This is a genomic window from Roseomonas sp. WA12 (assembly GCF_054165765.1).
The window spans coordinates 2,111,642-2,137,795 of record NZ_CM135108.1; the positions used below are offsets into that span (position 1 = coordinate 2,111,642).

Here is a 26,154-nt window from a genome sequence, read left to right on the forward strand (position 1 = left end):
CCTTCCGGCCCGCGCTGCATGGCCGGTCAGGCAGGCGGAGAACGGCGGATGGCGGTGGTGACGGAGGCGCGCGGGTCGCTCCCGCGGCTGGGGGCGGGCGACACCCTGAACGTCCTGCTTTCGGTGGTGATGCCGCTTCTGGGCAAAGGCGTCCTCCTGCGCCGGCCGCCGGTGGTTGGGATGGCGGAGCGGCTGGGGCTGGATGCGGGGGCGGTGCGGACGATGCGGCGCCTGCGGGACCGGCACGGGCCGGGGCCGGTGCTACTTCCCCTCCCCCTTCGTCCCTACGCACTGGTCCTCTCGCCGGAGCACGTCACGCGGGCGCTCGCGCGATCGCCCGAGCCGCTTGCGACGGCGAGCGACGAGAAGCGCGCGGCACTTGCCCATTTCGAGCCGCATGGGGTGCTGGTTTCCGGCACCGCCGAACGCGCCATCCGCCGCCCCTATAACGAGGCGGTGCTCGACTTCCCCCGCGCGATGCACCGCTTGGCCGGGCGTTTCTTGGACGTGGTGGCCGAGGAGGCAGCGGCGATCCGTGAGGACGCTGAGCGGAAGGGCGAGCTGGACTGGGAAGTCTTTGCCCGGGGCTGGTGGCGCATGTCCCGCCGGGTGGTCTTCGGCGATGCTGCGGCAGAGGACCACGAGGTGACCGACATCCTCGCGCGGCTGCGGGCGGATGCGAACTGGGCTTTCCTGATGCCCACACGCCACCGGCTGCGGGCGCGCTTCCTGGAGGGGCTGCGCGATCGGCTGGGCCGGGCCGGGCCGGGCAGCCTGGCCGAGGTGATGGCGGCCACGCCGGCGGCCAAAGGCACGGACCCGGCTGGCCAGGTGCCGCAATGGCTGTTCGCGCTGGATGCGCCGGCACGGGCGAGCTTCCGCACGCTCGCGATGCTCGACACCCATCCTGCGGAGAAGGCGCGGGCAATGGAGGAGCTGGCTTCCGGGCCGCTGGAGCGGCCATTCCTGCGCGCCTGCGTGCTCGACACGCTGCGGCTCTGGCCGACGACGCCGGTGATCCTGCGTCAGGCGAACGAGGCGATGGAGTGGGAGAACGGCACCCTGCCGAAGGGCGCCGGGCTGATCATCTACGCGCCCTTCTTCCACCGCGACGAGACGCGGTTGGCCCAGGCGCATCGCTTCGGCCCGGAAATCTGGCTGGAAGGGCGGCCCGAGGAGAAGGGCATCGTGCCCTTCAGCGACGGGCCGGCGGAATGCCCGGGGCGCAACCTGGCGCTGCTGCTCTGCAGCGCAATGGTGGCGGAGCTGCTGCGCGGCGACCGCTACGCTCTCGCGGCGCCCACCGGCCTGGGGCCGGGGACGCCGCTTCCGGGCACGCTCAGCGCCTATGGGCTGCGCTTCCGCCTGCGCTGAGACGACGATTAATCAGCGATTGCGGGTGACCAGGCGGCCGGGCCTCTCGCCGGTCGCGCCCTTGGCGGCGGCATAGGTGGGGATGCCGTTGCACCACACCTCCTCGATGCCCTCGGAGATCTGCTTGGGGCTCTCGAAGGTCGCGCGGTCCCGCACCGTGTGCGGATCGAAGAGGACGATGTCGGCGAAGGCGCCTTCGCGCAGGACGCCGCGGTCGGTCATGCCGAAGGTCTCGGCGGCCTTGCCGGTCATCTTGTGGATGGCGGTTTCCAGGCTGAACAGGCGCACGTCGCGCACATAGTGGCCCAGCACGCGTGGGAAGGTGCCCCAGAGGCGGGGATGCGGGTGCTCGTCATGCGGGATGCCGTCCGAGCCGATGATGGACATGGGATGCGCCATAATGCGGCGGACATCCTCCTCGTCCATCTGCCAGGTGACCTGTCCGGCAGGGAGCAGGCGCGCGGCGGCGGTCCTGATGTCGGTGTTCCAGCCGCGGGCGACGTCCTTCAGGTACTTCCCGGCCATCTCGGGATGCGGGACGGACCAAGTGACCATCACCTCCACGTCGTCGCGGAGCTTGTCCGGCATCAGCACGGTGGAGCCGGCGGGATACGGATAGACGTCGTAGGAAAGGGTTTGGGTGCGGGCGTATTCGGCCAGCAGCGGCAGGGTCTGGGTCGAGCGGCCGTAATTCTCGGGCATCGAGCATTTGTGGTGGGAGACGTGGACGGCGATGCCGGCGCGCTTGCCAATCTTCGCGGTCTCCTCGATCGAGCCGAGAATGCGGTCCGCCTCATCGCGCATATGCGTGCAGTAGAGGCCGCCGAAGGGGCGGATAGCCTCGGCCACCGCGATCACCTCCTCGGTCGTCGCCTCGGCGTTGGGCGGGTAGTAGAGGCCGGTGGAAAAGCCGCTGGCCCCTTCCCCCATCGACTGGCGGACGAGGTCGTGCATGCGGGCGATCTCGGCATCGCGCGCGGGGCGGTAGACGTCGTTCTCCATGGTACGGGCGCGCAGCGTCTGGTGGCCGACGAAGGCGTAGGTGTTCACCTCCGACCCCTGCGTCTTCAGCGCATGGGCGTAGTCGCCGAAGCTCTCGAAGGTATACCAGCTCTCGTCGCCCAGCAGGTCGAGCGGCGGCACGGGCCGGGTGGTGAAGCGCGCGGGGGCCAGGCTGACGCCGCAATTGCCGACGACGACGGTGGTCACGCCCTGGCTGGTCTTGCAGGTGGTGCAGGCGGGGCCGCAGAGCACGGCGCGGTCATCATGCGTGTGGCTGTCGATGAAGCCGGGGGCCACGGCCTTGCCCGTCGCGATCACCTCGCGGTCCGCGGTCGCGCCGCCGAGGTCGCCGATGCCCGCGATCCGGTCGCCGCGAAGGCCGATATCGCCGACGCGGCGGGCGGTGCCGGTACCGTCGAACAGGGTGGCGTCGCGGATGATGGTGTCGCAGCGCAGGGCCATGAGTGCAGCCTTTCCGGAGAGGGGCTTATCCTGCCCCTCCCCGGCCCGGCGATCCAGGGCCCGGCTTACTCGGGCTTGATGTTGGCGGTGCGGACGAGCGCCGCCCATTTCGTCAGCTCGGTGCCGATCCAGCTGCGGAAGTGGTCCGGGCTGCTCTCCGCGGGATCGCAGCAGACCTCGGCCATGCGGGCGCGCATTTCCGGCCGGCGCAGCGCCTCGCCCACCAGCGTGGCCATGCGGTCCACGATCTCGCGCGGGGTGCCGGCGGGGGCGACAAGGCCGTTGATGGTTCCGGCATCCACGCCGGGCAGGCCCATCTCGGCGAAGGTGGGCACATCGGGCATGGAGGGGGCGCGCTGCGGGCCGGTGATGCCGAAGCCGATCACCTGGCCCGTCTCCACCAGCGGGCGGGCCTGGATGTAGCTGATGAAGGCCGAGTTCACCTCGCCGCCGACCACCGCGTTGATGGGCAAGGCGCCGCCCCGGTAGGAGACGTGCAGCAGCGGCGTGCCGAGGGCGATCGCCAGCTGCTCGCCGGCGATATGCACGGCGGTGCCGACGCCGCCGGAGCCGTGGGAGAACTGGCCGGGGCGGGCCGTGACATAGTCCCGCAGCTGCTGCGCGGTGCGAACGGGGGTGCGGGGGTTCACCATCATCACAAGCGGCGCGGTAGCCACCAGCGCGATCGGCGTGAAGTCCCGCTGCGTGTCGTAGGGCAGCTGGAACATCGCGGGATTCACGAGGAAGGCGAGGTCGATCATGCCGATCGTCTGGCCGTCCGGTGCGGCGCGCGCCACGGCTTCCGTGCCGATGATGCTGTTGCCGCCCGGGCGGTTCTCCACCACCACGTTCTGCCCCATCCCCTCCCCGAGCGCGGGGGCAATGAGGCGCGAGAGCACGTCCGTAACTCCGCCCGGCGCGTAGGGGACGATGAGGCGGATGGTGCCGCGCGGCCGTGTCTGTGCGTCGGCCGGCGAGAATGCGGCCAGAGTTGCCAGCGCGGCCACAGCCAGAAGCGCGATCTTGCTCATTGACGTTTCCCGTTTCGCATCCGGTCCTCATGCGGCCGGATGTCTTCTCCCGGGCAGGAGAGCACCGGCCCGGCGGTGCAACAACCCAGGCGATGGACCGGGGCGGGTGGCGCGGCGCAGCCTGTTGGCATGACGAATACCATTGGCGGCGAGGTGCGGCACGCCGCAGGGCTGAAGGGGCGGATGGAGCGGCTGCGCGCCCGGCTCGCCGCGCTCGGCAAAGCGATGCCGCTCGGGCAGCGGTTATTGGGCGGGCTTTCACAGGGCGTAACCTCGGTGCTGGCGCCGCTGGTGGCGTATCTGCCGACGCAGGCCCTGGGGCTGCGCGAGGGGTTCTGGGGTGCGATCACAGCCATCGCGGTGACGCAGACCGAGCTGGGGGCGACGCGCAACAACGCGCGGGACCAGTTCGCCGGGGCCGCCATCGGCGGGGTGGTCGGGGTGGCGGTGGCGCTGGCAGCGGGGCAGAGGCTGGCGGGCTATGTGGTGGCGGTGGTGCTCTCAATGCTGGTCTGCTGGGCGCTGAACATCGCCTCGGCCAGCCGGCTGGCGGGGATCACCGCCACCATCATTCTTCTCGTGCCGCATACGGGAACGTCCGGGCACATGCTGGTCTCCCGCGTCGGCGAGGTGGGGTGGGGCGTGACGGTGGCAGTCGGCCTGGTCTGGCTGCGGGAGCGGCTGTTGCGGAGGTGAGCGGGAAACCTGCCGCCGGGAAGGGCCGTTCCGTCTGCCGACACCCACACGAGCGCCGTCCTTGAATCCCCATCGCCGTTTCCTGCTGGTTTCCGCCGCCGCGATCACCCTCGGCCGCATTGCACTGACCCCGGACCGTGGCGCCGCGCAGTCGCGCATGCCCGCGCCCTCCAGCTTGAAACCACCATCAGCCGATTTCAGCCGCGGAGCGGAGCTGGAGCTGGTGGCGGCGTTTCCGGATCGGCAGATCACGGGCGTTGCCGTCTCCCGCACCGGGCGGGTCTTCGTGAACCTGCCGCGCTGGACGCAGGATGTGCCGGTCTCGGTGGCGGAGCTGGTGGATGGGCAGCTGCGCGCATATCCGGATGAGGCATGGAACGGGTGGCGGAATGCGAGCCCCGAGGAGCCCGGGCGCCGCTTTGTCTGCGTGCAGAGCGTGGTGATGGACGCCCAGGACGACCTTTGGGTGCTTGATCCCGCAGGGCCGGGCATGGGTGGGCCGGTGCCGGGCGGGCCGAAGCTCGTGCAGATCGACCTCGATACGAATACGATCAAGAAGGTGATCGCCTTCGGACCCGATGTCGCGCCGCTCGGCAGCTATCTGAACGACGTTCGATTCAGCCCGGACGGACGGACCGCCTACATCACCGATAGCGGCCGGCGCGGGGCGTTGGTGGTGGTGGATACAGCGAGCGGCACGGCACGCCGGGTTCTGGATGGACATCCCTCCACCCAGCCCGAGCCGGAGGTGGTGCCGGCGGCGGACGGGCATCCTCTGCGTCGGGCGGATGGGAGCACGATGCGAACGGGGGCGGATGGGATCGCCATCTCACCCGATGGCGGCACGCTGTACTGGCAAGCGCTGACGGGGCGGACGCTCTACAGCATTCCGACCGCGGCGCTGCGCGACGCCACGCTTTCCGCCGAGCGGCTGGCGGCGGGAATGCGCCGTATTGGCCAGACCCATGTGGCGGATGGGCTGTGGATGGACGCCGATGGCCGGTTGTTCGTGACCAACCCGGAGACGGGCGGCGTGGACATGGCCCTGGCGCCCGGGCAGGCCCTGTCAGAGCTGGTGCGGAACGAGCGGCTGCGCTGGCCGGACAGTTTCGCCCAGGGGCCGGATGGCACGCTTTACGTGACGGGCTCGGGCATCCAGGACAGCCCCTGGTTCAAGCCCGGTGCGACGGTGACGCCCTCCAGCCTCTGGCGGATCAGGGCCCGCTAGTCGAGGCGCACGCCGACAGAGCGGATCAGGGCGCCAAGGCGCTCGCGGTCCTCGGTGACGACTTTCCGGAACGCATCGCGGTCCCGGTAGGTGGGCAGGCCACCCTGGGCGAGATAGGTGGCCGGGAGGTCGGTTTCCGTCATCGCGCCCTGGATGGCGGATTGCAGCTTGTCCAGCACGGGCGCGGGCGTGGCGGCGGGTGCGAAGATGCCGACCCAGCCGACGGATTCGAAGCCGGGCAGGCCCGCCTCGTTCATGGTCGGCACATCGGGCAGCGAGGGGTGACGCTCCAAGCTGCTGATGGCCAGCACCTTCACCTGCCCGGCCTCATGCGAGCCGCGGAAGAGGTTGTAGGTGTCGATCATCATCTGGATGCGGCCGCCGATGAGATCCTGCAGGGCGGGGGCGGAGCCGCGATAGGGGACGTGGACGATGTCCAGATGTTCGCGCTGCTTGATGGCTTCCAGGCAGAGATGCGGGGAGCCGCCATTGCCCCCCGTGCCCATGTTGAGGTCGCCCGGCTTGGCGCGGGCCATGGCCAGGAGTTCCTGCAGGGTGTTCACGCCGAGGGAGGGCGGGACCACCAGCACGAGCGGGGTGGAGATGAGCTGGGCGACGGGCGTTAGGTCCCGCTGCGTGTCGAAGGGCAGGTTCTGGTAGAGCGCGTGGTTGGCGGCCATCGGGCCGGTGTTGCCGACGAGGAGGGAGTAGCCATCCGGCGGGGCCTTGCAGGCGGCTTCCACGGCCAGGTTGCCGTTGGCGCCCGGGCGGTTCTCCACCACCACGGGCTGGCCAAGGCGGGGCTGAAGATGCGGCAGCAGCGGGCGGGCGGTGAGGTCCACGCCGCCGCCCGGCGGGAAGCCGACGAGCATGCGAATGGGGCGGCTGGGATAGGCGGACTGGCCGACAGCCGGGAAGGCGGCCATGGCGGCGCCGGCGGCGAGCAGGGTGCGGCGATTCATTCGGATGTTCCTCCGTCCTCCTTGCCTTCAAGCGCCCGGGCGGCGGGAAGGCAAGTCCTGGGAGTTAATCCGAGAAGAAGTCCGGCATGGCGGGCGGGGGCGGCTCGGGGCCGCGCATCGCGCGCTGCACGACGACTTCCAGGGCCTGGAGGAAGCGGGAGCGGTTGTCTGATGTGAAGCTGCTGTTGCGGGTCTGCCCGCCGGTTACCTCCCGCATGTGGCGGGAGATTTCGCGGCCGGCGAGGGCGGCGCCGATATTCGTGCTGTCCCAGGTCTTGCCGCTGGGGGCGACGGCGTAGCCGCCATTGGCGAGGCAGCGCGAGGCGAGCGGGATGTCGGCGGTGACGCAGATGTCGTGGGGCCTGATCGAGTCCGCGATCCAGTCGTCGGCGGCGTCGGGGCCTTCGGCGACGATCACGCGGCGCACGCCATCGGGCAGGCGCACGCCGCGGGAGCCGTTGGAGACGACGGTGACCGGCAATCCGTGGCGCTCGGCGACGCGGAAGACCTCGTCGCGGACGGGGCAGGCGTCGCCGTCCACGTAGATGTGGGGGGCGGTCAGACCAGGCCGTCCGCGATGTCGCGCTCGACCAGCGCGGGGTCGCGTTGCGCGGGGTTTCCCATGCCGCCGCCGCCGGGGAGCATCAGGCGGAGGCGCTTGCCCCGGGGGATGACCTGGTAGCCCTTGGTGCGGAGGGTGGTGCCGTCGGTGAGGCCGACCCAGCCGGGGGCCCCTTCCCCGCCGCCGTCGCGGCCTTTCGGCGCGTTCGCCACGCGGTCGAAGATGGCGTTGACGGCGAATTCGGCGTCGCCCTTCGCGCCGATCTCCATGATCTGGCCGAGGCCGCCGCGGGTGCGGCCGGGGCCGCCGGAACCGGGGCGGAGTTCCTTCTTCCAGAAGATGACGGGGGCGACGTTTTCGGTGGCCTCAACGGGCATGGTGCGGACGCCGGAAGGGAACGCGGTGCCGTCCAGACCATCCTGCGTCGGGCGGGCGCCGGTGCCGCCGGAGTTGAAGGTGATGACCTCGAAATCGGGCAGCTCGGCCTCGCCGCCGCTGACCTGGGCGCCGCCGCGGAGAGGCGGGTTCCAGAGGCAGGAGGAGCCCTCCGCCGTGACGCGGTCGGGGACGGCCTGGTGCAGGCAGCCCATCATCAGGTCCGGCAGGAGCTGGCCGACGACGTGGCGCACGGCGACGGCGAAGGGGCGCGGGGCGTTGAGGATGCAGCCCTCGGGGATCTGCATGTGGAAGGGCAGCAGCGAGGCCCAGTTGTTCGGGACCTCGGGCGCGACGACGCATTTGATGCCGAAGCAGGCATAGGCGCGGGTGTAGGCGGCGGGGACGTTGATGCCGCGGCCGGAGACGCCCGAGGTGCCGGCGTAGTCCACCGTGATGGTGTCCTCCGCGATCGTCATCCGCGCGCGCAGGGTGACAGGGGCCTCGTAGCCGTCCGAGCTGATCTGGGCCGCGTATTCGCCGCGCGGGAGCTTCGCGATCTCGGCAAGGGTGGCGCGGGAGGAGGCTTCGAAGATGGATTCCGCGAGATCGTCGAGCGAGTCCATGTCGAACTCGTCCATCATCTCGACAAGACGTCGAGCGCCGGCGTCGTTGCAGGCGCAAAGGGAGTACACGTCACCTTCAAGTTCCGCGGGCGTGCGGGTGCCGGCGCGGAGGATGTCGAAGAAGGTGTCGTTCGCGACCCCTTCGCTGAAGCACTTCACGATGGGGATGTAGAGGCCTTCCTCGAAAACCGAGCGGCCCTCGGGACCCATGCCGAGGCCGCCGACATCGATGACATGGGCGGTGTTCGCGAAGAGGCCGACAATCTTTCCGTTGCGGAAGGCGGGGGTGACGACGGTGAGGTCGTGCAGGTGGCCGGTGCCGAGCCAGGGATCATTTGTGATGTAGTGGTCACCGGGCTTCATCGTCTGCGGTGGGAACTTCGCGATGAAGTGGCCGACGCTCTCCATCATGGAATTGACGTGGCCGGGGGTGCCGGTGACGGCCTGAGCGAGCATGCGGCCGCGCAGGTCGAAGATGCCGGCAGAAAGATCGCCCGCCTCGCGCACCGTGGTGCTGAAGGCTGTGCGGATCATGATCTGCGCCTGCTCCTCCACCACGGCGATCAGGCGGTTCCACTGAATCTGCCGCTGGATGGCGGCGAGGGCTTCGCTCATCGTGTCAGCTCCAGATAGCCGAGGCCGTCCATGCGGCAGGTCCAGCCCGGCCCGACGAGGGTGCTGGTTTCGGCCTCTGCGACGATGCAAGGGCCGGGAACCTGGGCGCCGGGGGCGAAGCCGGCGCGGTCATAGACGGGCCAGTCGGAGACCTCGCCCTTCGCGGTGTCGCGCACGGCGAGGTGGCGGATGGGCTCGGGCGCGGGTGCTGTGTCCACCTCGGCGATCGGCGGTGGCGCATCCACTTCGGTCGCGACCGTCACGGCGAAGGAGAGAATTTCCACGTCGCTGCCGGGGACGGGGCGGTCGTAGTACCCGGCGTATTCGGTGTCATAGGCGGCGCGGATGGTGGCAACGTCGGCGTCGTCCAGCGCGTGCACGGGCAGTTCCACCGCAATCTCGTGGCCCTGGCCGACATAGCGCATATAGGCGATGCGGCGCTCGACCAGGGCGGCGCCGAAGGCACCGTCCGAGACCACGCGGCGGGCTTCGGCGGACATGTCGGCGAGGAGGGCGTTCACGGCCGCGGCGTCGAAGGTCCGGAAGCGCTGGTAAAGGCTGCGGACCACCTCGTAGCCGACCGGCGCGCGCAGGAAGCCGATGGCGGAGCCGACGCCGGCGCCCGAGGGCACGAGGAGGCGGTTCACTCCGATCTTCTCGGCCACGCGGTAGCCGTGGACGGGACCGCCGCCGCCGAAGGCGATCACGGCGCGGCCGTCATAGCCCTTGCCGCTCTCGATGGCGTGGACGCGCGCGGCATTGGCCATGTTCTCGTCCACCACCTCGACCACGCCGAGGGCGGCCATGGCGGGTTCCAGGCCGAGGGCGCCGAGGGAGGCGCCCATAGCGGCGGCGGAGGCATCCGGGTGCAGCGTCATGGCGCCGCCGGCGAAGGTCGCGGGGTCGTAGCGGCCCAGGAGGAGGTTGGCGTCGGTGACGGCGGGCTTGGCGCCGCCGCGGCCGTAGCAGGCGGGGCCGGGATCGGCGCCCGCGCTTTCGGGGCCGACCTGAATGCGGCCGAGCGCGTCCACGGAGGCTATGGAGCCGCCGCCCGCGCCGATCTCCACCATCTCGATCACCGGGATGCGCAGCGGCATGCCGGAGCCCTTCTTGAACCGGCCGATGCGGGCCACCTCGAAGGTGCGGGCGGTCTGCGGCGCGTAGCTGTCGATGAGGCAGACCTTCGCGGTGGTGCCGCCCATGTCGAAGGACAGCACGCGGTCCCAGCCCTTCTGGCGGGCGACGAAGGCGGAGAAGATGGCACCGCCGGCGGGGCCGCTTTCCACGAGGCGGATGGGGAAACGGGCGGCGGTTTCGAGGGTGGTGAGGCCGCCGCCGGACAGCATCAGATAAAGCGGGCAGGTGAAGCCCGCCTCCGCCAGCCCGGCCTTGAGGCGGTGCAGGTAGCCCATCATCAGCGGCTGGACATAGGCGTTGGCGGCGGTGGTGGAGAAGCGCTCCCACTCGCGCATTTCCGGGCTCACCTCGCTCGAGAGCGAGACCGGGAGTTCCGGCCATTCCTCCCGCACGATCTCGGCGGCGCGACGCTCATGCGCGGGGTTCACGAAGGAATGCAGGAAGCCGATGGCGAGGCTTTCGATGCCCTCGGCGCGCATGAAGACAACGGCTTCGCGCACCGCGCCCTCGTCGAGCGGCAGCAGCATCACTCCCTCGTTGTCCAGGCGCTCCGGCACCGGCAGGCGCCAGCGGCGGGGGACGAGGGGCTGCGGCAGGGTGATGTTTAGGTCGTACTGGTCGTAGCGGCTCTCGTTGCCCAGCGCGAGGACGTCTCGGAAGCCCTCGGTGGTCAGCAGCGCCGTGCGCGCGCCCTTGCGCTCGATGACGGCGTTGGTGGCCAGGGTGGTGCCGTGGATGAAGAGGGCGATGTCGGAGGGGCCCTTGCCGGCTTTCGCCAGCACGGTGCGGATCCCCTCCAGCACGCCCCGTTCGGGTGCGGATGGCGTGGTGAGCACCTTGGCCGTCCAGCGCTCGAACCCGCGGTGCTCGTCGGCGCGCTCGAGCGCGAGGTCGGTGAAGGTGCCGCCGATATCGGCGGCCAGCCGCAGGCCAGTCATCCGTTCAGTCAGTCCTTCTCAGAAACCGCGGACCACGCCGCCATCGACGCGCAGGATGGTGCCGGTGATGTAGGAGCCGGCGTCCGAGGCCAGGAAGGCGGCGGCCTTGCCGAATTCCTCCGCGGTGCCGTAGCGGCGCATCGGGATGGTCTTCTCGCGCTCGGCGATGATCTGCTCGGGCGTCTTGTTCTGCTTGGTGGCGGCGGCGCCGGCCAGCTCGATGCTGCGGTCCGTGCGGATGGCGCCGGGCGCGATGACGTTTACCGTCACGCCGTCCGGGCCGACCTCGTCGGCCAGGGTCTTCATCCAGCCGACGATGTTGGCGCGCAGCACGTTGGAGAGCGCGAGGTTCGGCAGGGGCTGCACCATGCCCGTGCTGCCCACCGCGATGATGCGGCCGTAACCCTGGGCGCGCATCGCGGGCAGGACCTTGTTCGCCATGCGGATGGGCGAAAGGACGATGCGGCGGAACCAGGTCTCCAGCGCCTCCTCGGTCAGGTCGGCGGCGGTGCCGGCAGGGGGGCCGCCATGGTTGAGGACGAGGATGTCGATCCCGCCGAGCGCGGCAATGGCGCCCGCGGCCAGGGCGTCCATGTCCTCGCCCTTGGCGACGTCGGCGGCGAAGGGGTGGGCGGCGGTGGCGCCCATGCCCTTCAGGGCCTCGCAGACCGGCTGCAGGCGCTCGACCTCGCGGCCGGAGATGGCGAGCGCGGCGCCATCGGCGGCCAGCGCCTCGGCAATGGCCCGGCCGAGGCCCTTGGAAGCGCCCATGACGAGCGCGCGCTTGCCGCGAAGACCGAGTTCCATCGCAAACCCTCCCTGAACCGATCGAGATGAATCGGCAAAAATGCGGCCGGACCCTGGACCGGGGCCCTCGCGGTTGCAAGATCAGGCCCCTGCCGAGTGGCTGGCAAGATCGGGGCCGGCCCGGGTTCCCTGTCTCATCTCCGGTCAGCGGGGTTTGGCAAGCGGGCGGGGGTTGGGCATCCTCGCCGCTATGCATCGACCCACGCTTCTGCAAACCCGGACCTTGCCCCAGGCCGTGGAGGCGCGCGCGGCGCGCGACTACGCTATCCGCCGGCCGGAGGGGCCGGACAGGACGCTCGATTCCGCCGCCCTGCTGGCAGCCGCCGAGGGGTGCGACGGAATCCTGTGCGCGGCGGGCGATGCGCTGGACGCGGAGACGATCGGGCGCCTGCCCGGCAGCGTGAAGATCATCGCCACCTTCAGCGTCGGCACGGACCACATCGCACTCGATGCCGCGAAGGCGCGCGGGATCGCGGTGACGAACACGCCGGACGTGCTGAGCGTGGCCACCGCCGAGATCGCGATGCTGCTTATCCTCATGTGCGCGCGCCGGGCAAGCGAGGCGGAGCGGCTGCTGCGGGCGCGGGAATGGACGGGCTGGGCGCCCACCCAGCTCATGGGCGTGACGCTGGAGGGCAAGCGTCTGGGCATCCTCGGCATGGGGCGCATCGGGCGGGAGCTGGCACGAATGGCGCGCGGAATGGGCATGGTGATCCATTACCGGAACCGCGCGCGCCTCTCCCCGGCCGAGGAGGAGGGCGCGACCTTCCACGGGGAGGACGACGGCTTCCTCGCCTCCTGCGACGTGCTGTCGATGCACATCCCCGGCGGCGCGGCGACGAAGGGCTGGCTGAACGCGGCACGCATCGCCGCCTTGCCGAAGGGCGCCATCGTGGTGAACACAGGACGCGGTACCACGGTGGACGATCAGGCGCTGTGCGACGCGCTGCATGCCGGGCATCTGCGCGCGGCGGGGCTGGACGTGTTCACGGGCGAGCCGGCGATCTTCGAAGGGTATCACTCCGCCCCGAACGTCACGCTGCTGCCGCATCTCGGCAGCGCCACGATCGAGACCCGCGACGCGATGGGGTATCGCTGCCTCGACAACCTCGATGCCCTCTTGGTCCAAGGAACCGAGCCGCCGCATCGGGCGGCCTGAAGGAACCCGCCATGCTGTTCGACTTCGAGGCCCTGGCTAAGAAGGACCGGTACAAGCTGGTGGTCTCCACCATCGTGCCGCGGCCGATCGCCTGGATGGTGACCCAGGACCTGCAGGGGCGCACCAACGCCGCGCCCTTCTCCTTCTTTAACGTGTTCAGCAACGACCCCGTGGTGGTGGGGATCGGCGTCGGTGCGCGCGGGATGGGCGGCGAGGAGCGGGACGAGTTCAAGGACACGATGGCCAATATCGAGGCCGTGGGCGAGTTCACCGTCTGCATGGTGAGCGAGGAGCTCGCCGATGCGATGAACGTCACCGGCGCCGATTTCCCGCCGGGGGTGGACGAGATCGCACAGGCCGGGCTGACCACCGCCCCTTCGGCCCGCATTCGGGTGCCGCGCATCGCGGAGAGCCCTGTGGCACTCGAATGCCGGGTGTTCCAGATCGTGCCGATCGGCACGCACCGGCTGGTACTGGGCGAGGTGCTGGCGGTGCATGTGCGGGACGACTGCATGCTGGACGCGGCGCGCCTGTATGTGGACACGCCGAAGCTGGGGCTGGTGGGGCGCATGCATGGCGGGGGCTGGTATTCCCGCACCACGGATCGGTTCGACATGCCGCGCGTGACGCCGGAGCAGGTGGTGGCAGGCATCAAGCGGCCGGAGTAGTTTGCAGCGCAGTGGGGTAAGCGGCGTTTTGCTGGGCGGCGCCAGGCCGAGGGGACAGGTACTGCACTGGCCCTGACCCTGGCAGCCGTGATGGCCTGTCTCCTGCAGGGCCAAGGAGCCCTCCCCTAGGCCGAGGGCTTGCCGTCCGCGTCAGCAGTTCGGGGCCGCGGCGGCGAGCCACGCCGGGCGTGGCGCCGCGCGGAACAGGATATGCCGACGGAATGGTGTCAGCCGGGGCACCGTTTCCTATATTCGTTGCATGCGTATCTATCTTGCGGGCCCGGAGGTCTTCCTGCCGGATGCTGGCGTGCTGGCCGACGCCAAGCGCGCGGTCTGCGCGCGCCACGGCGCCACGGGGATTTTCCCGACCGATCCCATCCACTGCCCGGAGGCTGACGCCTGCCCGGAGACCTGGCTGGCCATCTACCTGCGCAACGAGGCGCATATCCGCGCCTCGGACGCGTTGATCGCCAACCTGACCCCGTTCCGCGGGCCATCGGCCGATGCGGGCACGATCTATGAGCTGGGCTTCATGCGCGCCCTCGGCCGGCCGGTTGCAGCCTACTCCAACAGCACGGTTGCCTTCACCGAGCGCACCCTTGCCTTTCTCGGCGATGGGGCACGGCTGCGGGCCGAGGGCGGCTGGGAGGATGCGGAGGGGCTGCACCTCGAAGCCCATGGCCTGCACGACAACCTGATGATCGATGGCGGCCTGCGATCGGCCGGCGGGGCCTTCGTGACGCGGGAGGTGCTGCCCAAGGATCGCTGGCGCGACCTGACCGCCTTCGAGGCCGCGGTGCGGGCATTGATGGAATCTGCCTGACCCGTCTTGCGGCCCGGGCGGGGTCCCCGTATATCCCGCCGCCGCGGGACAGGTGGCCGAGCGGTCGAAGGCGCGCGCCTGGAAAGTGCGTATAGGTCAAAAGCCTATCGTGGGTTCGAATCCCACCCTGTCCGCCATATCGCCTTCCGAGAACCGCCGAAGAACACCGAAACGCCTTGAATTGGCGGGCTCGGGCGGGCATCCCATTTTCCGAAGCAGTCCGGTTCTCACTTCGCAAATCGGCGGCTTTCGCGGGTATCCTTGCGGGTTTCGGCGTCGGTGAGTGCGGGTATCGGAGGCCTCCATGCTGACGGATCGCAAGGTCAAGGAAGCCAAGAAGGGCGAGAAGCCCGTGAAGCTGCCCGATGCCAACGGGCTGCACCTCATGGTCTCCACCACCGGGGCCAAACTCTGGCGCTTTCGCTACCGATTCGGCGGTGGCGAAAAGCTGCTGGCGATCGGCGCCTACCCGGAGATATCACTCGCGGCTGCCCGCGAGGAGCGCGACCGTGCGCGCGCACTGCTCCGCGAAGGTCGAGATCCCAGCATCGAGAAGCGCCTCCGCAAGGTCCGCGGCGCGGCCGGCGCTGCAAACACCCTCGAAGCAGTGGCGCGAGCCTGGCACGCGCTGCAGTCACCGCACTGGACGCCTCACCATGTGAAGGACGTGATGCGGAGCCTGGAGGGACACGTCTTCCCGGTCATCGGCGCGCTGCCGATCAGCGAGGTATCGGCCCCGGTCCTGCTGCGCGTCCTCCGGACAATCGAGGCCCGGCCGGCGGTCGAGACGGCCCACCGGGTGCGCCAGCGCCTAGAGGCGATCTTCCTGCATGCCATGGCTGAGGGCATCTGCACCGAGAACCCGGCCGCGGTGATGAAAGCGGCTCTGCAGCCGGTGGACCGGGGCCGGCAGCCCGCGATCATTACCCTGGACGGTGCGCGGAGCATTCTGGCCGACGCCGAGTCCATCCCCGCCCAACCGACCACCAAGCTCGCCTTGCGCTTCCTGGCTCTGACATCGGTACGCCCGGGCGAGCTGCGGGGCGCCCAGTGGTCTGAGTTCCGAGATCTCGATGGCGGCGTGCCGCTCTGGGACATTCCCCCCGAGCGGATGAAAATGAAGGCTCCTCACCAGGTGCCTCTCTCGCGTCAGGCGGTGGAGACCCTGAGGGCGATTCGGCCGCTCACCGGCCGATACCCCTTCGTGTTCAACAACGTCCGGTCGGCGCACCGGCCCATGTCCGAGGCCTCGCTCAACAAGCTGCTCCAGCGCTCCGGCTACGCGGACAAGCACGTTCCTCACGGGTGGCGAGCTGCCTTCTCCTCGATCATGAACGAGCGGCATCGCCAGGACCGGGCGGTCATCGACCTGATGCTGGCGCATGCCCCGAAGGACAAGGTGGAGGCTGCCTATAACCAAGCGCTCCACATGGAGTGGCGCCGCGAGCTGGCGCAGGAGTGGGGCGACATCCTGATGGCAGGGAAGCCCCCTGCCCTCTCCCTACTGAACATGCCCCGCCGCTAAAGGCTTCCGCGGCCGGCCCCGCCGGCGCACCGCCGGGCCGGCGGATGCCTCGGGCAGCATCGCCGCGGGAGCCGGCGGCGCAGCTTCCCGGGCAGGGAGCGCTTGCTGCCAGGCGCGGATCTCGGACCGACGCCAGCGCACCACGCCACCCCCGAGCTGGACCGCGGCCGGGAAGGTGCCCTCCCCCATTCGCTTGTAGATCGTGCTGCGGCTGAGGCCGGCCCGCTCCTCCACCTCCCCGATTCGGAGGAGGACATCATCCTCCGAGATGACGCTGCCTGCTATGGGCGACATCATCGTGTCGCCTGGGACGAGACCTGCCCGGTTGCCGATGCTGCTCATCGCGTCTCGCCCTCCTGCTCGGTCACTCGCCCATGCAGCGCGTCCCGCAGAGCGTCGCGTGCAACCAGCCCGGCCTCGGTGGCGGCCCAGCCCTGCGACACCTTCTCCACCATGATCTCCTCGGCCAGGCGCATGCCGCGCAGCCGCTTCAGGTTCTCAAGCAGCCGCCGCCAATCGCCCGCCACCGCGTCCAGACGCTTCCGCGGTGAGCCATCCGCAGGCAGCCAGAGGAGGGTGCGCCGGTCCGCCGCGCTCATGCCTCGGGTGATGGCAGCGGCATCGCCGGGCTGCGTCGCCGGATCCAGGAGCCGGTAGATGGTCACCCGCTCAACGCCAAGCGCGGCCAGCATGCGGGGCGAGAAGGGCTTCCGGGCGGCCTGAACCTCGGACACGTAGCTGGCCGACACGCCAACACCCTTCGCCCAGGCGTCTTGGGTGCGAGCTTGCGCGATAGCGAGGCGGCGGAGGCCGTAGAGGTCGGCCTTCGCAAGGGTGGTGAGCCCGCTCATGCCACACGTCCCGGCGGCAGATGGCGATAGGCCCTGCCGATGGCAGGAACAGGTATGAACGGACTCGTCTGAGCGGCTGACACTCCGGTATGGTCCCGGAACCAACCCAAGCCTGGATTGCCGCCATGCCTCCCAAGCCCCTCGCCATGGATGCGCTCGACAAGGTCGTCGCTGGCGTCCTCGTGCAAGGAACTCAGGGCGACGATCACCTTCAAGGGACTTCCGAGAACGACGTGGTCTCCGCCTTGGGTGGCGACGACCATGTCAGCACTGGCATGGGCGCCGACCTTGTTTATGGCGGGGACGGGTCGGATAGCATCCACACCGGTGGGGGCAACGACACCGCATTTGGTGGGAGCGGGAATGACGTCATCTGCGGCGGATGGGGCGCAGACAGTATCGAGGGCGGAGCGGGGAACGATGAACTCACCGGTGGGGTGAGTGATGCTACTCCCGACGCGGCCCGTGGTGGCGACGGGGATGACAGCTACAGATGGCAGCCCGGGGACGGGAACGACCATTTCCAAGGTGGCCCGGGAAATGACGCCCTGCTCATCGGCGGGATGAGCATCGATACGCTGGCGAGCTCGCTGGCGTTGGACGCGGAGAGCAGCGGCCTGACGATGAGCGTCAGCGACAACGTCGTGTCCTTCACCGACGCGGCCGGCAACGCGGCCAGTTTCGGCGGCTCGCTCAACGTCGCGGGCGAGACGATGCGTTTCTCCGAGGTCGAGCAAATTTGCTTGGTCGAATGGGCGCCCGTTCCTCATACGTCTTGGTGAGGTAGATCGTCGGTCAGCCATGGGCTTTCTCCTGAGCGAGCGATGGCGCGCCAGCCTCGACTTCGCGCAACGGCCCGCCATACCCCCACCCCTCGCGGGAGATCCTCGTCGTCATCGTCCCGCAGTTTGAAGGCACGCGGCTGGTCGGCTACCTCGATCCGATCGGCACCCCGACGAAGTGCATGGGCGAAACCACCAACGTCGTCGTCGGCTACCGCTACACGGAGGCGGAGTGCCAAGCCTCGCTCGAGACGCAGCTGGTCGCGCATGCCGCGCCCGTGCTGGCCTGCGTGCCGGGGCTGGCGGGGCTGGCGGGGCGGACGAACCAGACCGCGGCGGCCGTGTCCTTCGCGTACAACATCGGCACAGGTGCATTTTGCCGTTCCACCGCGGCTCGCCGCTTTAATTCCGGCGACTGGCGGGGCGGGTGCCGGGCCTTCAACGAGGACGACACCGGCCGCCCGCAGTGGGTGACGGCAGGCGGTTGGGTGCTACCCGGGCTGGTAAAGCGTCGAGCGGCGGAGCGGGCGCTGTGTGAGACGGGATTGCAGGACCGGTAGTGCACTAGTCCTGGCCGTACGCTTCTCTAAACCACGCCTGTCGCCTCGCCTTCTCTCCAGGCTCAAGAGGCCGGGGACTGTCGTCTTCTTTGGAAGCTTTGAGTAGTTCCAGGATCTGCTGCTCTAGTTCTGCCTGCGTTGGCCCAGGCCGGCGGCGAAATAGAAGGCTCGCCTTCTCCTCCTCGGTCATGCTGCCCGCACTCCCTGAATAGCTGCCCACGCAGCGTCCGCAAGGAACGCCGAGCGGTTCTTTGCCTTGCTGCTGCGCGGTGGCGTCCACCGCCGCGAGCAGCCCCTCCTCCATGGTGATGTTCACCCGCACCGCGCGGCCGGGCAGCTCGGCACGCACTAGAATACGGGCAAGCTCCTCCACCTCGGGGTCGCGCTCGACCTGCTCCAGGGGCGTGGGCTCAGGGATGGCATCGCCGTCCTCGATCATGCCGCGCAGGTGCAGGGCGAGAGCCTGCTCGGCCTGGCGGGCCGCATCCTCGGTGGTGATGCCGTGAGACACGCACCCGTCGAGGTCAGGGAAGGAGACGGAGAACCCGCCCGGTACCCGCTCCAAAAGCGCGGTGTAGTATCGCGTGGCCATGACTTTGGACCTCCTTGTCCAGCGTGTCATCGAGAGTTCTGCCCTCGGTCGGCTTCGGTAGGGTGAAAGCCCCGGTTCTCACCGGAGCTTCACACCTGTCTGTCGTTCAATGCTCTTGATGGTTCCGATCGCTAGCTCCTTCGTTGGATGGTAGACGGTGGCTCGTCCGGGTTTGGTTGAGTGTCTGAACTGCTTGTGGCTGCCTGCCTGAGCTACCTCGAACCACCCGTCCGCTTCGATGGCGGCGATTGAGCAAGGCTGCGACATGAGGCTGGATCTCTGCCGATAGGACGCCGCCCATGCTGCCGGATCCCTAGAAGGCTGGCGCGGCTAAGCGCTCATGGTTAGCGTCAGTCTCATGCGCCGATACCTCCCCCTTTGCGCCTTGGCGGTCGCGGCATGCGTCCAAGCTCCCCCGCCGAGGCATTTCAGCCCAAAGTCTCCTCGCGTAGAGGCCAGCAGGGCACCAACATCGAGAAGCCAACCGCCGCGCCGAGCTAGCCAGCGTGCATCGGAAGCCCGCCCTGTTTTCCCGGTCTTTCTGCCGGCACTTGGCTGCGAGCAAGCTGGCGGGACAATGGCGGAGCGACGGTTGTGCATGGATGGGGAGGAGGAGGCCTACGACAGCTTGCGTGCTGGGTGGAGCAGTCTGCCCGTCAGCCAGCAGCGGCTCTGCATCAACACCGTCCCTTACCCAGGTTCCTACGTCTTCCTGCGGGACTGTATTCTTGGCGCTTAGGCGCTAAGCGCGACTGCCGGGAGATGACAAGGTGCGCAGAGGCGCAGTCCCACCCCAGCCAGTGCGGGTTCGCGCGGCTGGACGGGGATGGTGATGGTGTGCCGTGCGAGGCGCTGTGTCGGTATGCCGGGCCTTCAACGAGGACGATGCCGGCCGCCCTCAGTGGGTGACAGCCGGCGGACTTGTACTGCCGGGACTGGTGAAGCGTCGGAGGGGAGAGCGTGCCCTGGGTGAATGGAGCTGTAGACATCCGGCGGCCTCATCATAGGTTAATGGTGGAGGCCCCCTCTGCTATGACGATCACCGCAGCTACCCTCGCGTGCCAGCTTCACGCTGGGCAGACTGACAAGCGCGGGGAGCCTTACATCGACCACCTCACTGCGGTGGTTACGATCCTCCGGGAACGGTGGCCCGATGCGCCTGACCATGCGGAGGAAGCAGCGTGGCTGCACGATGTGCTGGAGGATACCACCGCCACATCTGCAGGGTTGCTCGCGGCCGGTGTCTCGGGCTGTGCCGTTCAGATGGTGGAGCGGCTCACCAAACCGCCCGGGGCAGTGTATCTCGACTGGATCGCGTTTCTGGCCGCCTCGGGTGATCTCTGGGCCATCCGGGTGAAAATGGCTGACAACGCCCACAACTCCGCAGATGGCCGAGCTATTCCAGAGATGGTGGCTCGGCGCTATGCGCCCGCTCGCGAGCGGCTGGAGGCGGCTGAGCGGACGCTGTGTGAGACGGAGATGGGCTGAGCACGTGGGGCGCGAGCGTCGCGACGCGCTGCTTAAGTGTTCACTCTGTCGAGCTGGATTGGCTCCGCCTTGCCGGCCGCCAACTCCTCCTCTCGGAACACGGCTGTGATCAGCCCGTTGAGGTAGCGTTCCGGGTTGCGCGGGTCTTTGATTGTCCCGCGCCCGTGGTCGAAGGCCACATAGATAAGCCCGTTGTAAAGGCCCCGGGCGTCCGCACCGAACTCGATCGAGGCATAGGAGCACACACTTTTGAAAAAGACGTTGGCCTTCCTCTCCGGCCAAGTACGGGCCTCATCGTCGGAAAGCCGCACGGACATGTTGTCGCGGCCGCGGGATTTCGGACCATTGCCCGCATACACGATGCGACCACTCGGGCTTTTCGCGGCGTCGTAGCGCGAGGGGATGGTGCGGAAGGGAAGCCTCTCGGGTTCGCTCCAAGCCCCGTCGCCGCGCTCGTCCTTGCTGACGAACTGGCCCTTCTTCGTGCGGAAGAAGGCCATGAAGCCACGCCCGCCCAGCGGGACGAGGCTCGTCTCCTGGAAGGTGCTCGTCTCAGCGCGGGGTTCGACCGGCGGGATGGTGGAGAGGTGCTCGGGCACGACTATCTCGCCGTCGAAGCGGAGCCGGAAAACGCGGGCGCCCTGCCAAACATCGACCGGCTTGATACCGTTTACCGGCTCGTTCACCGTCATGTAGACGCGGAAGTCGATGACCCGTGGGCGTCCGACGAAGCCGATCCCTAGGAAGCAGAAGGGGCCGACCCTCCATTCAGCATCGTCCAGCGGGTTGTCGAGCACGCAGGCCCAGGCTGCCCGCCCGACGCCGGAGGTCGGCATGGTTATGAGCAGCCGGCCATCCGGCATAGCGCAGAGGTGGGGGTCGATTACGCTGAACCTGGTGCCCGCGCGCGGCACGCAGGCGAAGGCAAAGACCCAAGGCCCGAGCGTCCCGTCCGGGCGGAGGTCGCTGTATTGCACGCGAACGAACGCGCCAATTCCTTCGCCGCCGGCGCCGACCCGGAGGTGGTTCTGGCCGTAGTTGGCCCGCCACATGCGCTGACCGACCCGGGCGATGCTTTGGATTTGGTGCGACACGTAGGTCGCATAGTGAGGATCCGCAGAGAGGAGCGGCGGCTCTGTCCCTCCGCGGCGCGGGGTGGCGTTGAGTGGACGGGGCAGGAGCGCGGCCGGCTGCTCAAGAGTGGCGGCCCGGTCCGTTAAGCTATCACCCAGCATCCACTCACCTGTCCTCGACGCTTGACTGGTAGTTCGGCGTGTCTAGTACCGCGCTAGTTACTTTCGGGGTAGCCTGTTTGCGCGCATGCGACGGCTTATCAGCCGGGTGATGGACTTAAAGTCTTACTTGCCTGGACCGCGTCCCGCAGCGCCTGCGTAAGCACATCGTAGCCGGCAGGGGTGAAATGTAGGCGATCCCGGAAGAAAGCCTCTGACCCCTCGGCGGCGCTCCTGCGGAGCAACTCGGCATGGATGGGAACGACTTTAGCCCCCAGCGCTCCAAGTCGAGATGGAAGCGCTCGGTTAATCAGCTCGATCCGCTCGCTGAAGCGAGCCAAGCCGGGGCCGCGTGGCGGGATTTCCAGGACGAAGATGCGGGCGCCGGATGAGCGCCGCTGCACTTCACGGACAAGGCTCTCGATCGCACACACAATCTGCTCTGAGGTTTTGCCCCCGAGGTCATTCGTGCCGACGAGAAGCACAACGTTCTCGAACTGCGCACCGTCGGGGATGGCCTGTTGGATGCGCCAGAGTAGGTTAGCGGTGCGGTCGCCGTTCGCCCCGAAGTTGATGGAGCCGCTTGGAAACACGAGCTGCCGGGCAGCCTCGGGCCAGCCTGCGACCAGGCTGTCCCCCATGAAAATGGTGGGGGTCCGATCCTCTCCCAGCCGCTCCATTAGGCCGACCATGCGGGAGCTATACCCAGACCGGCGCGCCTCGGCGGCAAGAGGCTCACACGCCTCAGCAGCTCCTGATGCCAGGAGGGCTACGGCTGCGATGATCTGCAGTCTCACTCGGTTTACCCTTAGACGGAGGTCGCTATGTTGCCTCCGGGGATCTCTGGGCAAGTCGTGGCCCCGTTACAAACAACACATTGTGCCGACAGGATACGCGTTGCCGACATTCCCTGCTTCGAGGCGCAGCACCTCAGACGCCAGCCGGCGGGCGGTACTCAGGCAGCCCGGAGGCGGACGGAAAGACAAGGTGCCCTGTGACGAAGGGGGAGATTGTGCCTTGCGCTAAGGCGTCTTCGATCCGCTCCAAAAATGCTTCTACCTTGTGCGGTTGCATGCTGTTCAGCACGGCGGGATGAAAGCGCCACCAGCGCGAGGCGCGCAGGCGCTCCACGATCGGTTCAGGGAAGCGGAAGCGGATATGCTTGGCGGGCGCCCCGCCGACGATCTCGTAGGGCGCCACGTCTTTTGTTACCACCGACCCGCCAGCGACAACCGCACCGTCCCCAATAGTGATGCCGTCGCGAAGCAGCACACTACCGCCGATCCAGACATCATTGCCGATGATCAGCTTGTTCTTCCTCCCATTGTAAGGGGGGGACTTCCTGCTCGCGATGTCGAAGCCATGATCCCTATAGGCCGCGTTCACCGCCGGTCCCGGCTGAAAGGCGAAGGGGGAGGTGCTAACCCAATGGTGCGGGTGGTCAGCTCCCATGAAGGAAATGCCTCCCGCCAAAGAGCAGTAGCGGCCGACGGTCATATACTGCTTCAGGGGCGACCAGGTGTAAGAGAAGGAGCCGAAGGCCTTCGGAATTGTGCCGCCGTTCAAAATTGACGAGTAGCATTCTACCTGCGCGCCGGGACTGACAAACAGAGGCGAGCCCGTCCTAAGCCGCTGCTGGCCGTTTACTGACAGGAAAATTCGCGCCTCGCCGAACACTTTGATCAGTTCCTCTGTGACGATCACGCACTGCTCCCGCAAAGCCGTTCCCGCCACTGTATTACGCGATTTTAACGCGGCCAATCTGTTCCCTGGCTACCTTCCAAGGCGACCCAATGCCCGACCTCCTGCCACCGACGCTCGCTTCCACCCGCCACGAGCTGCGCGTCACCGCCGACCCCGGCCTGCACGGCGGCCCGTCATTTTCCTACCGGGGCGCGACAATCCACTCGAACAAGCAGCGCACCCTGCACGGCCTGTTCAACGGCCCGCCGGACATGCCTGGGCTTTGGGGCGAGATCGGGAGCGTGGATCACATCATTTACGTGCTCGACATCTGGCTCGATCACGGAAAGCTGCCGCTGCCGTATGTGTTGGCGAAACCGAGGCCGTAAGGGACGGCCGGCAGGGAGGCCCACTGGCCACCCCTCCTGCGTTCAGGCCGCCTCTGCGCGGCGCCGCCCGTCTACTATTGCGGGCGGCGGATCGTCCGCCATCGCAACCGCGCGCCGCTCCAGCCACGCTGCCAGATCGACTGGCACTTCAGACGTGCCGCGAGCCATCTTTCGCACCCGTGCCTCATCCATGCCGAGCGCATCGGCCAGCCCCCGCTGTGACCAGCGCAGCAGGGCAAGGCATTCCCGAAGCCGGGTGGGGGTCATAAGACCCCCGAGCTCTTCAGAAGACTGAGGCACGCCGCGATGGCGGAGGCGATGGCCAGGATGGGAACCCAGAAGCGGTCCCGGTTCAGCTTGGCCGCCTCGGCGGTCAGCTTGTGCTGCTCAGCAGCGAACTTGCGGGTCTCTTCCTGCGCACGCTCGATGCGAGCCACCTGCTCTTGCAGGTCCAGGGAGGAAAGGGTCGAAGCGCTCATCGGTGTCTCCACTCGAACTGGCGGGGCCAACCCCTCGCCATATCCGCAATATGCGGAATTACAGGCCGATGGTCAAGGGCAAAACGAATGAGAGCGCGGAATAGTTCGGCGCGCTGGGTCGGCTGTGTCAATTAAGTCCAGCCTCCTCGTTCGCCGCTTGCAACGCCCGCCCGTCCTTCTGGCCCCACACCACGGCGCACCGGACAGTACAGAACCGGCCCTCTCCTTCGAGCCCGAAGCCGTCCATCCAGTTGCGCAGGGGCTTCCGGCAGGTGGCGCAATGGGGGCGCCTGGGCGACGGCAATATGATCCTGCGGGTGTGCACCGGGTCAGGCCTTCTCCAGCCGCACCTCGACAATGCGGATCGGCGGCTCGTCGCCGTGCATGTCCTGATCGGTCACGTCGACCTGGGTGAACAGCTTCCGCTTGCTCGCCTGGCGGAGGAGATCGTTCAGCTCCTCGACCTTCTCGTTGATGCGGTGGCCCAGGTACGCATCCCCGCGCGCCACGTCATCCACATCCATCCTCAGGCCCTCCACAGGTTATTCACAACGGCATCCACAGCGCATTGCCGTCCCCGCCGAACCTATCTTAAGTTGCATCCGCGCCGGGTTATTCGCGCAATTCCGATCCCAGAGTACCCTCCGTCCCACCCCCCGGGGCGGGGGCCTCGGTATGCCGGAACGATGGCGCCGAGTGCGCGCCCAGCGGCGGCCCCTTGAAGATCCTGTATCCCGACTGCGCCAGGTGCTTCACCGCAGCCGCGGCCATCATCTCCGGGTCATCGCGCATGCGCACGCCATGGTTCTTGCCGCGCTCGCTGAAGCGCAGGGCGTAGAGCACCGCGTGCTGCAGCATCTTCGGGTCGGCGGGAGTGAGCGGATCCTCCGTCTTTCACCTGCCTCCGACTGCGACCGATCGGCTGCCTGCAGCATCCCCACGTCTGTGTTCTCCCACCGGAACCGGCGCCGCCAGCGCAGGCGTCCGTCCTGGTACCGGCGGTGCTGCCGGAGCGCCCAGGCCTCAGCCGGCGCGAGCAGCCAATCCAGGCGATTGCGGGAGAGATCGCGGATGATGGCCTCGACCGTCTCGCGCGGCACTGCGGCCACGCCGCCAGCATACAGGAAGGCTTCGACACCTGCGGCGAGCCGGCCGTCCTCATCCGCTCCGCGACCGCCTGCGTCGCGGTAGGCCCGGCCGACCGCCTCACGGACGGCGCTGGACCAGAAGGATGGCCAGCGGCTCATGTCAGGGCGGGAAGGGCCATTGCCTGGCCAAACGCTTGGCTGATCGCGTGCAGGCAGTGCACGGCGTTCTCAGCCTTGCGTCGCTCGGCCTTCTGGCTGGTCTCGACCTCGTCCACTGCCTCGGCGGCCTGCTCGACCGATTCGGCGAAGCCGTCGCGCAGTTCCTCTAGCCAGCCCTGAACTTGCTCGACGTCTCCGTCGCGGCGTAGGCCGACCACGATGGTCTCCACCTCCAGCACGCAGCGGGCAGGGGACGGCTCCTTCTGCATGAGCCGGGTGATACGGGTTGAGACCTCCTGCTGAACGGAGGGGCGGGCGGGCGTCTTAGCAACCGTCGAGTCCTTCGCTAATCGGTGAAGAACTTAACCCGACGTTCCATTTATGTTCTACTGCATTTGGAAGGTTCGGGCGGGCCCCCTTCCCTCTCAGCTATCAGAGATAATTTACGAACGATGTTTCGTGCGGGTATCCTTGGGGGTATCCAGCGCGTCTACCCAGAAAAAGGCGCGCGTCTGCAAATGCTTATGCCGCTTTTTATCCGGACAACCTGTCCGCCATTATCTTGCCTGAACCTGCTGCCGGACCGATTTCCGACAGGGCTGGCTGCTACTTCCGCCAGCGTGGTGTCGGGATGGCACGGCCCTCACGTGCGGCCCGGCGCAGATCGAGCTCCTCGCAGCGCTCCTCGCTCAGCATCACGACACAGCCGCCCTCAACATCCTCGTAGAGCACGGCAACCTGCTGCTCGCCCGTCCAGGGGTCGAGCATGCTCTGGACGCTGATGATCTTGACCTGGCCGTGCGACAGTCTGCGCATGCCGCCCAGCTTGGGCGCAGGCTGTGCGCCGCACAATCGCCCTTC

Annotated in this window: 32 protein-coding genes and 1 tRNA gene; 13 read left to right on the plus strand and 20 right to left on the minus strand. The window is 68.3% G+C overall.

Annotated features, from left to right (window positions below; translation table 11 throughout):
* Positions 1–48 precede the first annotated feature (48 nt).
* Positions 49–1,374, plus strand: a complete 1,326-nt coding sequence (locus tag ACVBD7_RS10015; protein WP_458097336.1) for a cytochrome P450 — start codon at positions 49–51, stop codon at positions 1,372–1,374.
* Between the two features lie 12 nt (positions 1,375–1,386).
* Here ACVBD7_RS10015 and ACVBD7_RS10020 read toward each other — a convergent pair whose 3' ends face one another.
* Together ACVBD7_RS10020 and ACVBD7_RS10025 are read right to left on the minus strand one after the other, a co-directional pair.
* Entirely contained in the window at positions 1,387–2,838 is a 1,452-nt protein-coding gene (locus tag ACVBD7_RS10020; RefSeq protein ID WP_458097337.1) for an N-acyl-D-amino-acid deacylase family protein, read from the minus strand.
* 65 nt (positions 2,839–2,903) lie between these two features.
* Entirely contained in the window at positions 2,904–3,869 is a 966-nt protein-coding gene (locus tag ACVBD7_RS10025; RefSeq protein WP_458097338.1) for a Bug family tripartite tricarboxylate transporter substrate binding protein, read from the minus strand.
* 129 nt (positions 3,870–3,998) lie between these two features.
* Between ACVBD7_RS10025 and ACVBD7_RS10030 the strand changes: the two genes are divergently transcribed.
* Positions 3,999–4,565 carry an FUSC family protein gene (locus tag ACVBD7_RS10030; RefSeq protein WP_458097339.1) on the plus strand — a complete coding sequence of 189 codons (567 nt, stop codon included), beginning with the start codon at positions 3,999–4,001 and terminating at the stop codon, positions 4,563–4,565.
* A gap of 61 nt (positions 4,566–4,626) precedes the next feature.
* A complete protein-coding gene (locus ACVBD7_RS10035; RefSeq protein WP_458097340.1) occupies positions 4,627–5,793 on the plus strand; it encodes an SMP-30/gluconolactonase/LRE family protein in 1,167 nt (388 codons plus the stop codon).
* Here the strand turns inward: ACVBD7_RS10035 and ACVBD7_RS10040 are convergent.
* The 5 genes from ACVBD7_RS10040 to ACVBD7_RS10060 form a co-directional block, all read right to left on the minus strand.
* Entirely contained in the window at positions 5,790–6,755 is a 966-nt protein-coding gene (locus tag ACVBD7_RS10040; RefSeq protein ID WP_458097341.1) for a Bug family tripartite tricarboxylate transporter substrate binding protein, read from the minus strand. The two genes, ACVBD7_RS10035 and ACVBD7_RS10040, sit on opposite strands and share 4 nt — an antisense overlap.
* 64 nt (positions 6,756–6,819) lie before the next feature.
* Positions 6,820–7,296: a YaiI/YqxD family protein gene (locus ACVBD7_RS10045; protein WP_458097342.1), complete on the minus strand. Its 477-nt coding sequence runs from the start codon at positions 7,294–7,296 to the stop codon at positions 6,820–6,822.
* Positions 7,297–7,313: 17 nt separating this feature from the next.
* Entirely contained in the window at positions 7,314–8,933 is a 1,620-nt protein-coding gene (locus ACVBD7_RS10050; protein WP_458097343.1) for a hydantoinase B/oxoprolinase family protein, read from the minus strand.
* Positions 8,930–11,008, minus strand: a complete 2,079-nt coding sequence (locus ACVBD7_RS10055) for a hydantoinase/oxoprolinase family protein (RefSeq protein WP_458097344.1) — start codon at positions 11,006–11,008, stop codon at positions 8,930–8,932. Before ACVBD7_RS10055 ends, ACVBD7_RS10050 begins: the two co-directional genes overlap by 4 nt.
* Before the next feature lie 18 nt (positions 11,009–11,026).
* A complete protein-coding gene (locus ACVBD7_RS10060; protein WP_458097345.1) occupies positions 11,027–11,815 on the minus strand; it encodes an SDR family oxidoreductase in 789 nt (262 codons plus the stop codon).
* A gap of 223 nt (positions 11,816–12,038) precedes the next feature.
* On the opposite strand from ACVBD7_RS10060, the gene ACVBD7_RS10065 reads away from it, so the two are divergent.
* The 5 genes from ACVBD7_RS10065 to ACVBD7_RS10085 all read left to right on the plus strand — a co-directional run bounded on the left by ACVBD7_RS10065 (position 12,039) and on the right by ACVBD7_RS10085 (position 15,990).
* Positions 12,039–12,974, plus strand: a complete 936-nt coding sequence (locus ACVBD7_RS10065; RefSeq protein WP_458097346.1) for a 2-hydroxyacid dehydrogenase — start codon at positions 12,039–12,041, stop codon at positions 12,972–12,974.
* A gap of 11 nt (positions 12,975–12,985) precedes the next feature.
* Positions 12,986–13,642 carry a flavin reductase family protein gene (locus ACVBD7_RS10070; RefSeq protein WP_458097347.1) on the plus strand — a complete coding sequence of 219 codons (657 nt, stop codon included), beginning with the start codon at positions 12,986–12,988 and terminating at the stop codon, positions 13,640–13,642.
* A gap of 259 nt (positions 13,643–13,901) precedes the next feature.
* On the plus strand, positions 13,902–14,465 hold the full coding sequence (locus ACVBD7_RS10075; protein ID WP_458097348.1) for a nucleoside 2-deoxyribosyltransferase: 564 nt from the start codon (positions 13,902–13,904) through the stop codon (positions 14,463–14,465).
* Between the two features lie 46 nt (positions 14,466–14,511).
* Positions 14,512–14,602: transfer RNA gene (locus tag ACVBD7_RS10080), tRNA-Ser, on the plus strand.
* Between the two features lie 167 nt (positions 14,603–14,769).
* Entirely contained in the window at positions 14,770–15,990 is a 1,221-nt protein-coding gene (locus tag ACVBD7_RS10085; protein ID WP_458097349.1) for a tyrosine-type recombinase/integrase, read from the plus strand.
* Here ACVBD7_RS10085 and ACVBD7_RS10090 read toward each other — a convergent pair.
* The gene (locus ACVBD7_RS10090; RefSeq protein ID WP_458097350.1) at positions 15,967–16,332 is read right to left on the minus strand and encodes a helix-turn-helix transcriptional regulator; all 366 of its coding nucleotides are present in this window, start codon (positions 16,330–16,332) and stop codon (positions 15,967–15,969) included. The genes ACVBD7_RS10085 and ACVBD7_RS10090 overlap by 24 nt on opposite strands.
* Positions 16,329–16,841: a hypothetical protein gene (locus ACVBD7_RS10095; RefSeq protein ID WP_458097351.1), complete on the minus strand. Its 513-nt coding sequence runs from the start codon at positions 16,839–16,841 to the stop codon at positions 16,329–16,331. Before ACVBD7_RS10095 ends, ACVBD7_RS10090 begins: the two co-directional genes overlap by 4 nt.
* 125 nt (positions 16,842–16,966) lie before the next feature.
* Here ACVBD7_RS10095 and ACVBD7_RS10100 point away from each other — a divergent pair, with 125 nt between their 5' ends.
* Both ACVBD7_RS10100 and ACVBD7_RS10105 read left to right on the plus strand, forming a co-directional pair.
* Entirely contained in the window at positions 16,967–17,623 is a 657-nt protein-coding gene (locus ACVBD7_RS10100; protein WP_458097352.1) for a calcium-binding protein, read from the plus strand.
* A gap of 182 nt (positions 17,624–17,805) precedes the next feature.
* Positions 17,806–18,183, plus strand: coding sequence for a glycoside hydrolase family protein (locus ACVBD7_RS10105; protein WP_458097353.1), 378 nt, complete (start codon positions 17,806–17,808; stop codon positions 18,181–18,183).
* A gap of 4 nt (positions 18,184–18,187) precedes the next feature.
* On the opposite strand, the gene ACVBD7_RS10110 is transcribed toward ACVBD7_RS10105, so the two are convergent.
* Positions 18,188–18,775 (minus strand): type II toxin-antitoxin system HicB family antitoxin, encoded by a 588-nt coding sequence (locus ACVBD7_RS10110; RefSeq protein ID WP_458097354.1) that lies wholly within the window; start codon positions 18,773–18,775, stop codon positions 18,188–18,190.
* A gap of 78 nt (positions 18,776–18,853) precedes the next feature.
* Entirely contained in the window at positions 18,854–19,042 is a 189-nt protein-coding gene (locus ACVBD7_RS10115) for a type II toxin-antitoxin system HicA family toxin (protein ID WP_458097355.1), read from the minus strand.
* 495 nt (positions 19,043–19,537) lie between these two features.
* Between ACVBD7_RS10115 and ACVBD7_RS10120 the strand changes: the two genes are divergently transcribed.
* Together ACVBD7_RS10120 and ACVBD7_RS10125 are read left to right on the plus strand one after the other, a co-directional pair.
* Positions 19,538–19,684, plus strand: coding sequence for an excalibur calcium-binding domain-containing protein (locus ACVBD7_RS10120; RefSeq protein WP_458097356.1), 147 nt, complete (start codon positions 19,538–19,540; stop codon positions 19,682–19,684).
* A 123-nt stretch (positions 19,685–19,807) separates the two neighbouring features.
* Positions 19,808–20,263, plus strand: coding sequence for an HD domain-containing protein (locus ACVBD7_RS10125; protein ID WP_458097357.1), 456 nt, complete (start codon positions 19,808–19,810; stop codon positions 20,261–20,263).
* Between the two features lie 32 nt (positions 20,264–20,295).
* On the opposite strand, the gene ACVBD7_RS10130 is transcribed toward ACVBD7_RS10125, so the two are convergent.
* The 3 genes from ACVBD7_RS10130 to ACVBD7_RS10140 all read right to left on the minus strand — a co-directional run bounded on the left by ACVBD7_RS10130 (position 20,296) and on the right by ACVBD7_RS10140 (position 23,199).
* Positions 20,296–21,357: a sialidase family protein gene (locus tag ACVBD7_RS10130; protein ID WP_458097358.1), complete on the minus strand. Its 1,062-nt coding sequence runs from the start codon at positions 21,355–21,357 to the stop codon at positions 20,296–20,298.
* A gap of 239 nt (positions 21,358–21,596) precedes the next feature.
* Positions 21,597–22,187 (minus strand): GDSL-type esterase/lipase family protein, encoded by a 591-nt coding sequence (locus ACVBD7_RS10135; protein ID WP_458097359.1) that lies wholly within the window; start codon positions 22,185–22,187, stop codon positions 21,597–21,599.
* Positions 22,188–22,425: 238 nt separating this feature from the next.
* Positions 22,426–23,199 carry a CatB-related O-acetyltransferase gene (locus ACVBD7_RS10140; protein ID WP_458097360.1) on the minus strand — a complete coding sequence of 258 codons (774 nt, stop codon included), beginning with the start codon at positions 23,197–23,199 and terminating at the stop codon, positions 22,426–22,428.
* Positions 23,200–23,288: 89 nt separating this feature from the next.
* On the opposite strand from ACVBD7_RS10140, the gene ACVBD7_RS10145 reads away from it, so the two are divergent.
* Positions 23,289–23,567: a hypothetical protein gene (locus tag ACVBD7_RS10145; RefSeq protein ID WP_458097361.1), complete on the plus strand. Its 279-nt coding sequence runs from the start codon at positions 23,289–23,291 to the stop codon at positions 23,565–23,567.
* 42 nt (positions 23,568–23,609) lie between these two features.
* Here the strand turns inward: ACVBD7_RS10145 and ACVBD7_RS10150 are convergent, their stop codons facing one another.
* The 6 genes from ACVBD7_RS10150 to ACVBD7_RS10175 all read right to left on the minus strand — a co-directional run bounded on the left by ACVBD7_RS10150 (position 23,610) and on the right by ACVBD7_RS10175 (position 26,109).
* On the minus strand, positions 23,610–23,834 hold the full coding sequence (locus tag ACVBD7_RS10150) for a nuclease (protein WP_458097362.1): 225 nt from the start codon (positions 23,832–23,834) through the stop codon (positions 23,610–23,612).
* Complete coding sequence (locus tag ACVBD7_RS10155; protein WP_458097363.1) at positions 23,831–24,046, minus strand: hypothetical protein; 216 nt, start codon at positions 24,044–24,046, stop codon at positions 23,831–23,833. The genes ACVBD7_RS10150 and ACVBD7_RS10155 overlap by 4 nt, the downstream gene beginning before the upstream one ends.
* A 329-nt stretch (positions 24,047–24,375) precedes the next feature.
* Positions 24,376–24,570 carry a hypothetical protein gene (locus ACVBD7_RS10160; protein ID WP_458097364.1) on the minus strand — a complete coding sequence of 65 codons (195 nt, stop codon included), beginning with the start codon at positions 24,568–24,570 and terminating at the stop codon, positions 24,376–24,378.
* An 88-nt stretch (positions 24,571–24,658) separates the two neighbouring features.
* Positions 24,659–24,904 carry a hypothetical protein gene (locus ACVBD7_RS10165; protein WP_458097365.1) on the minus strand — a complete coding sequence of 82 codons (246 nt, stop codon included), beginning with the start codon at positions 24,902–24,904 and terminating at the stop codon, positions 24,659–24,661.
* Positions 24,905–25,289: 385 nt separating this feature from the next.
* Positions 25,290–25,562: a hypothetical protein gene (locus ACVBD7_RS10170; protein WP_458097366.1), complete on the minus strand. Its 273-nt coding sequence runs from the start codon at positions 25,560–25,562 to the stop codon at positions 25,290–25,292.
* A gap of 337 nt (positions 25,563–25,899) precedes the next feature.
* The gene (locus ACVBD7_RS10175; protein ID WP_458097367.1) at positions 25,900–26,109 is read right to left on the minus strand and encodes a hypothetical protein; all 210 of its coding nucleotides are present in this window, start codon (positions 26,107–26,109) and stop codon (positions 25,900–25,902) included.
* Positions 26,110–26,154: the final 45 nt, after the last annotated feature.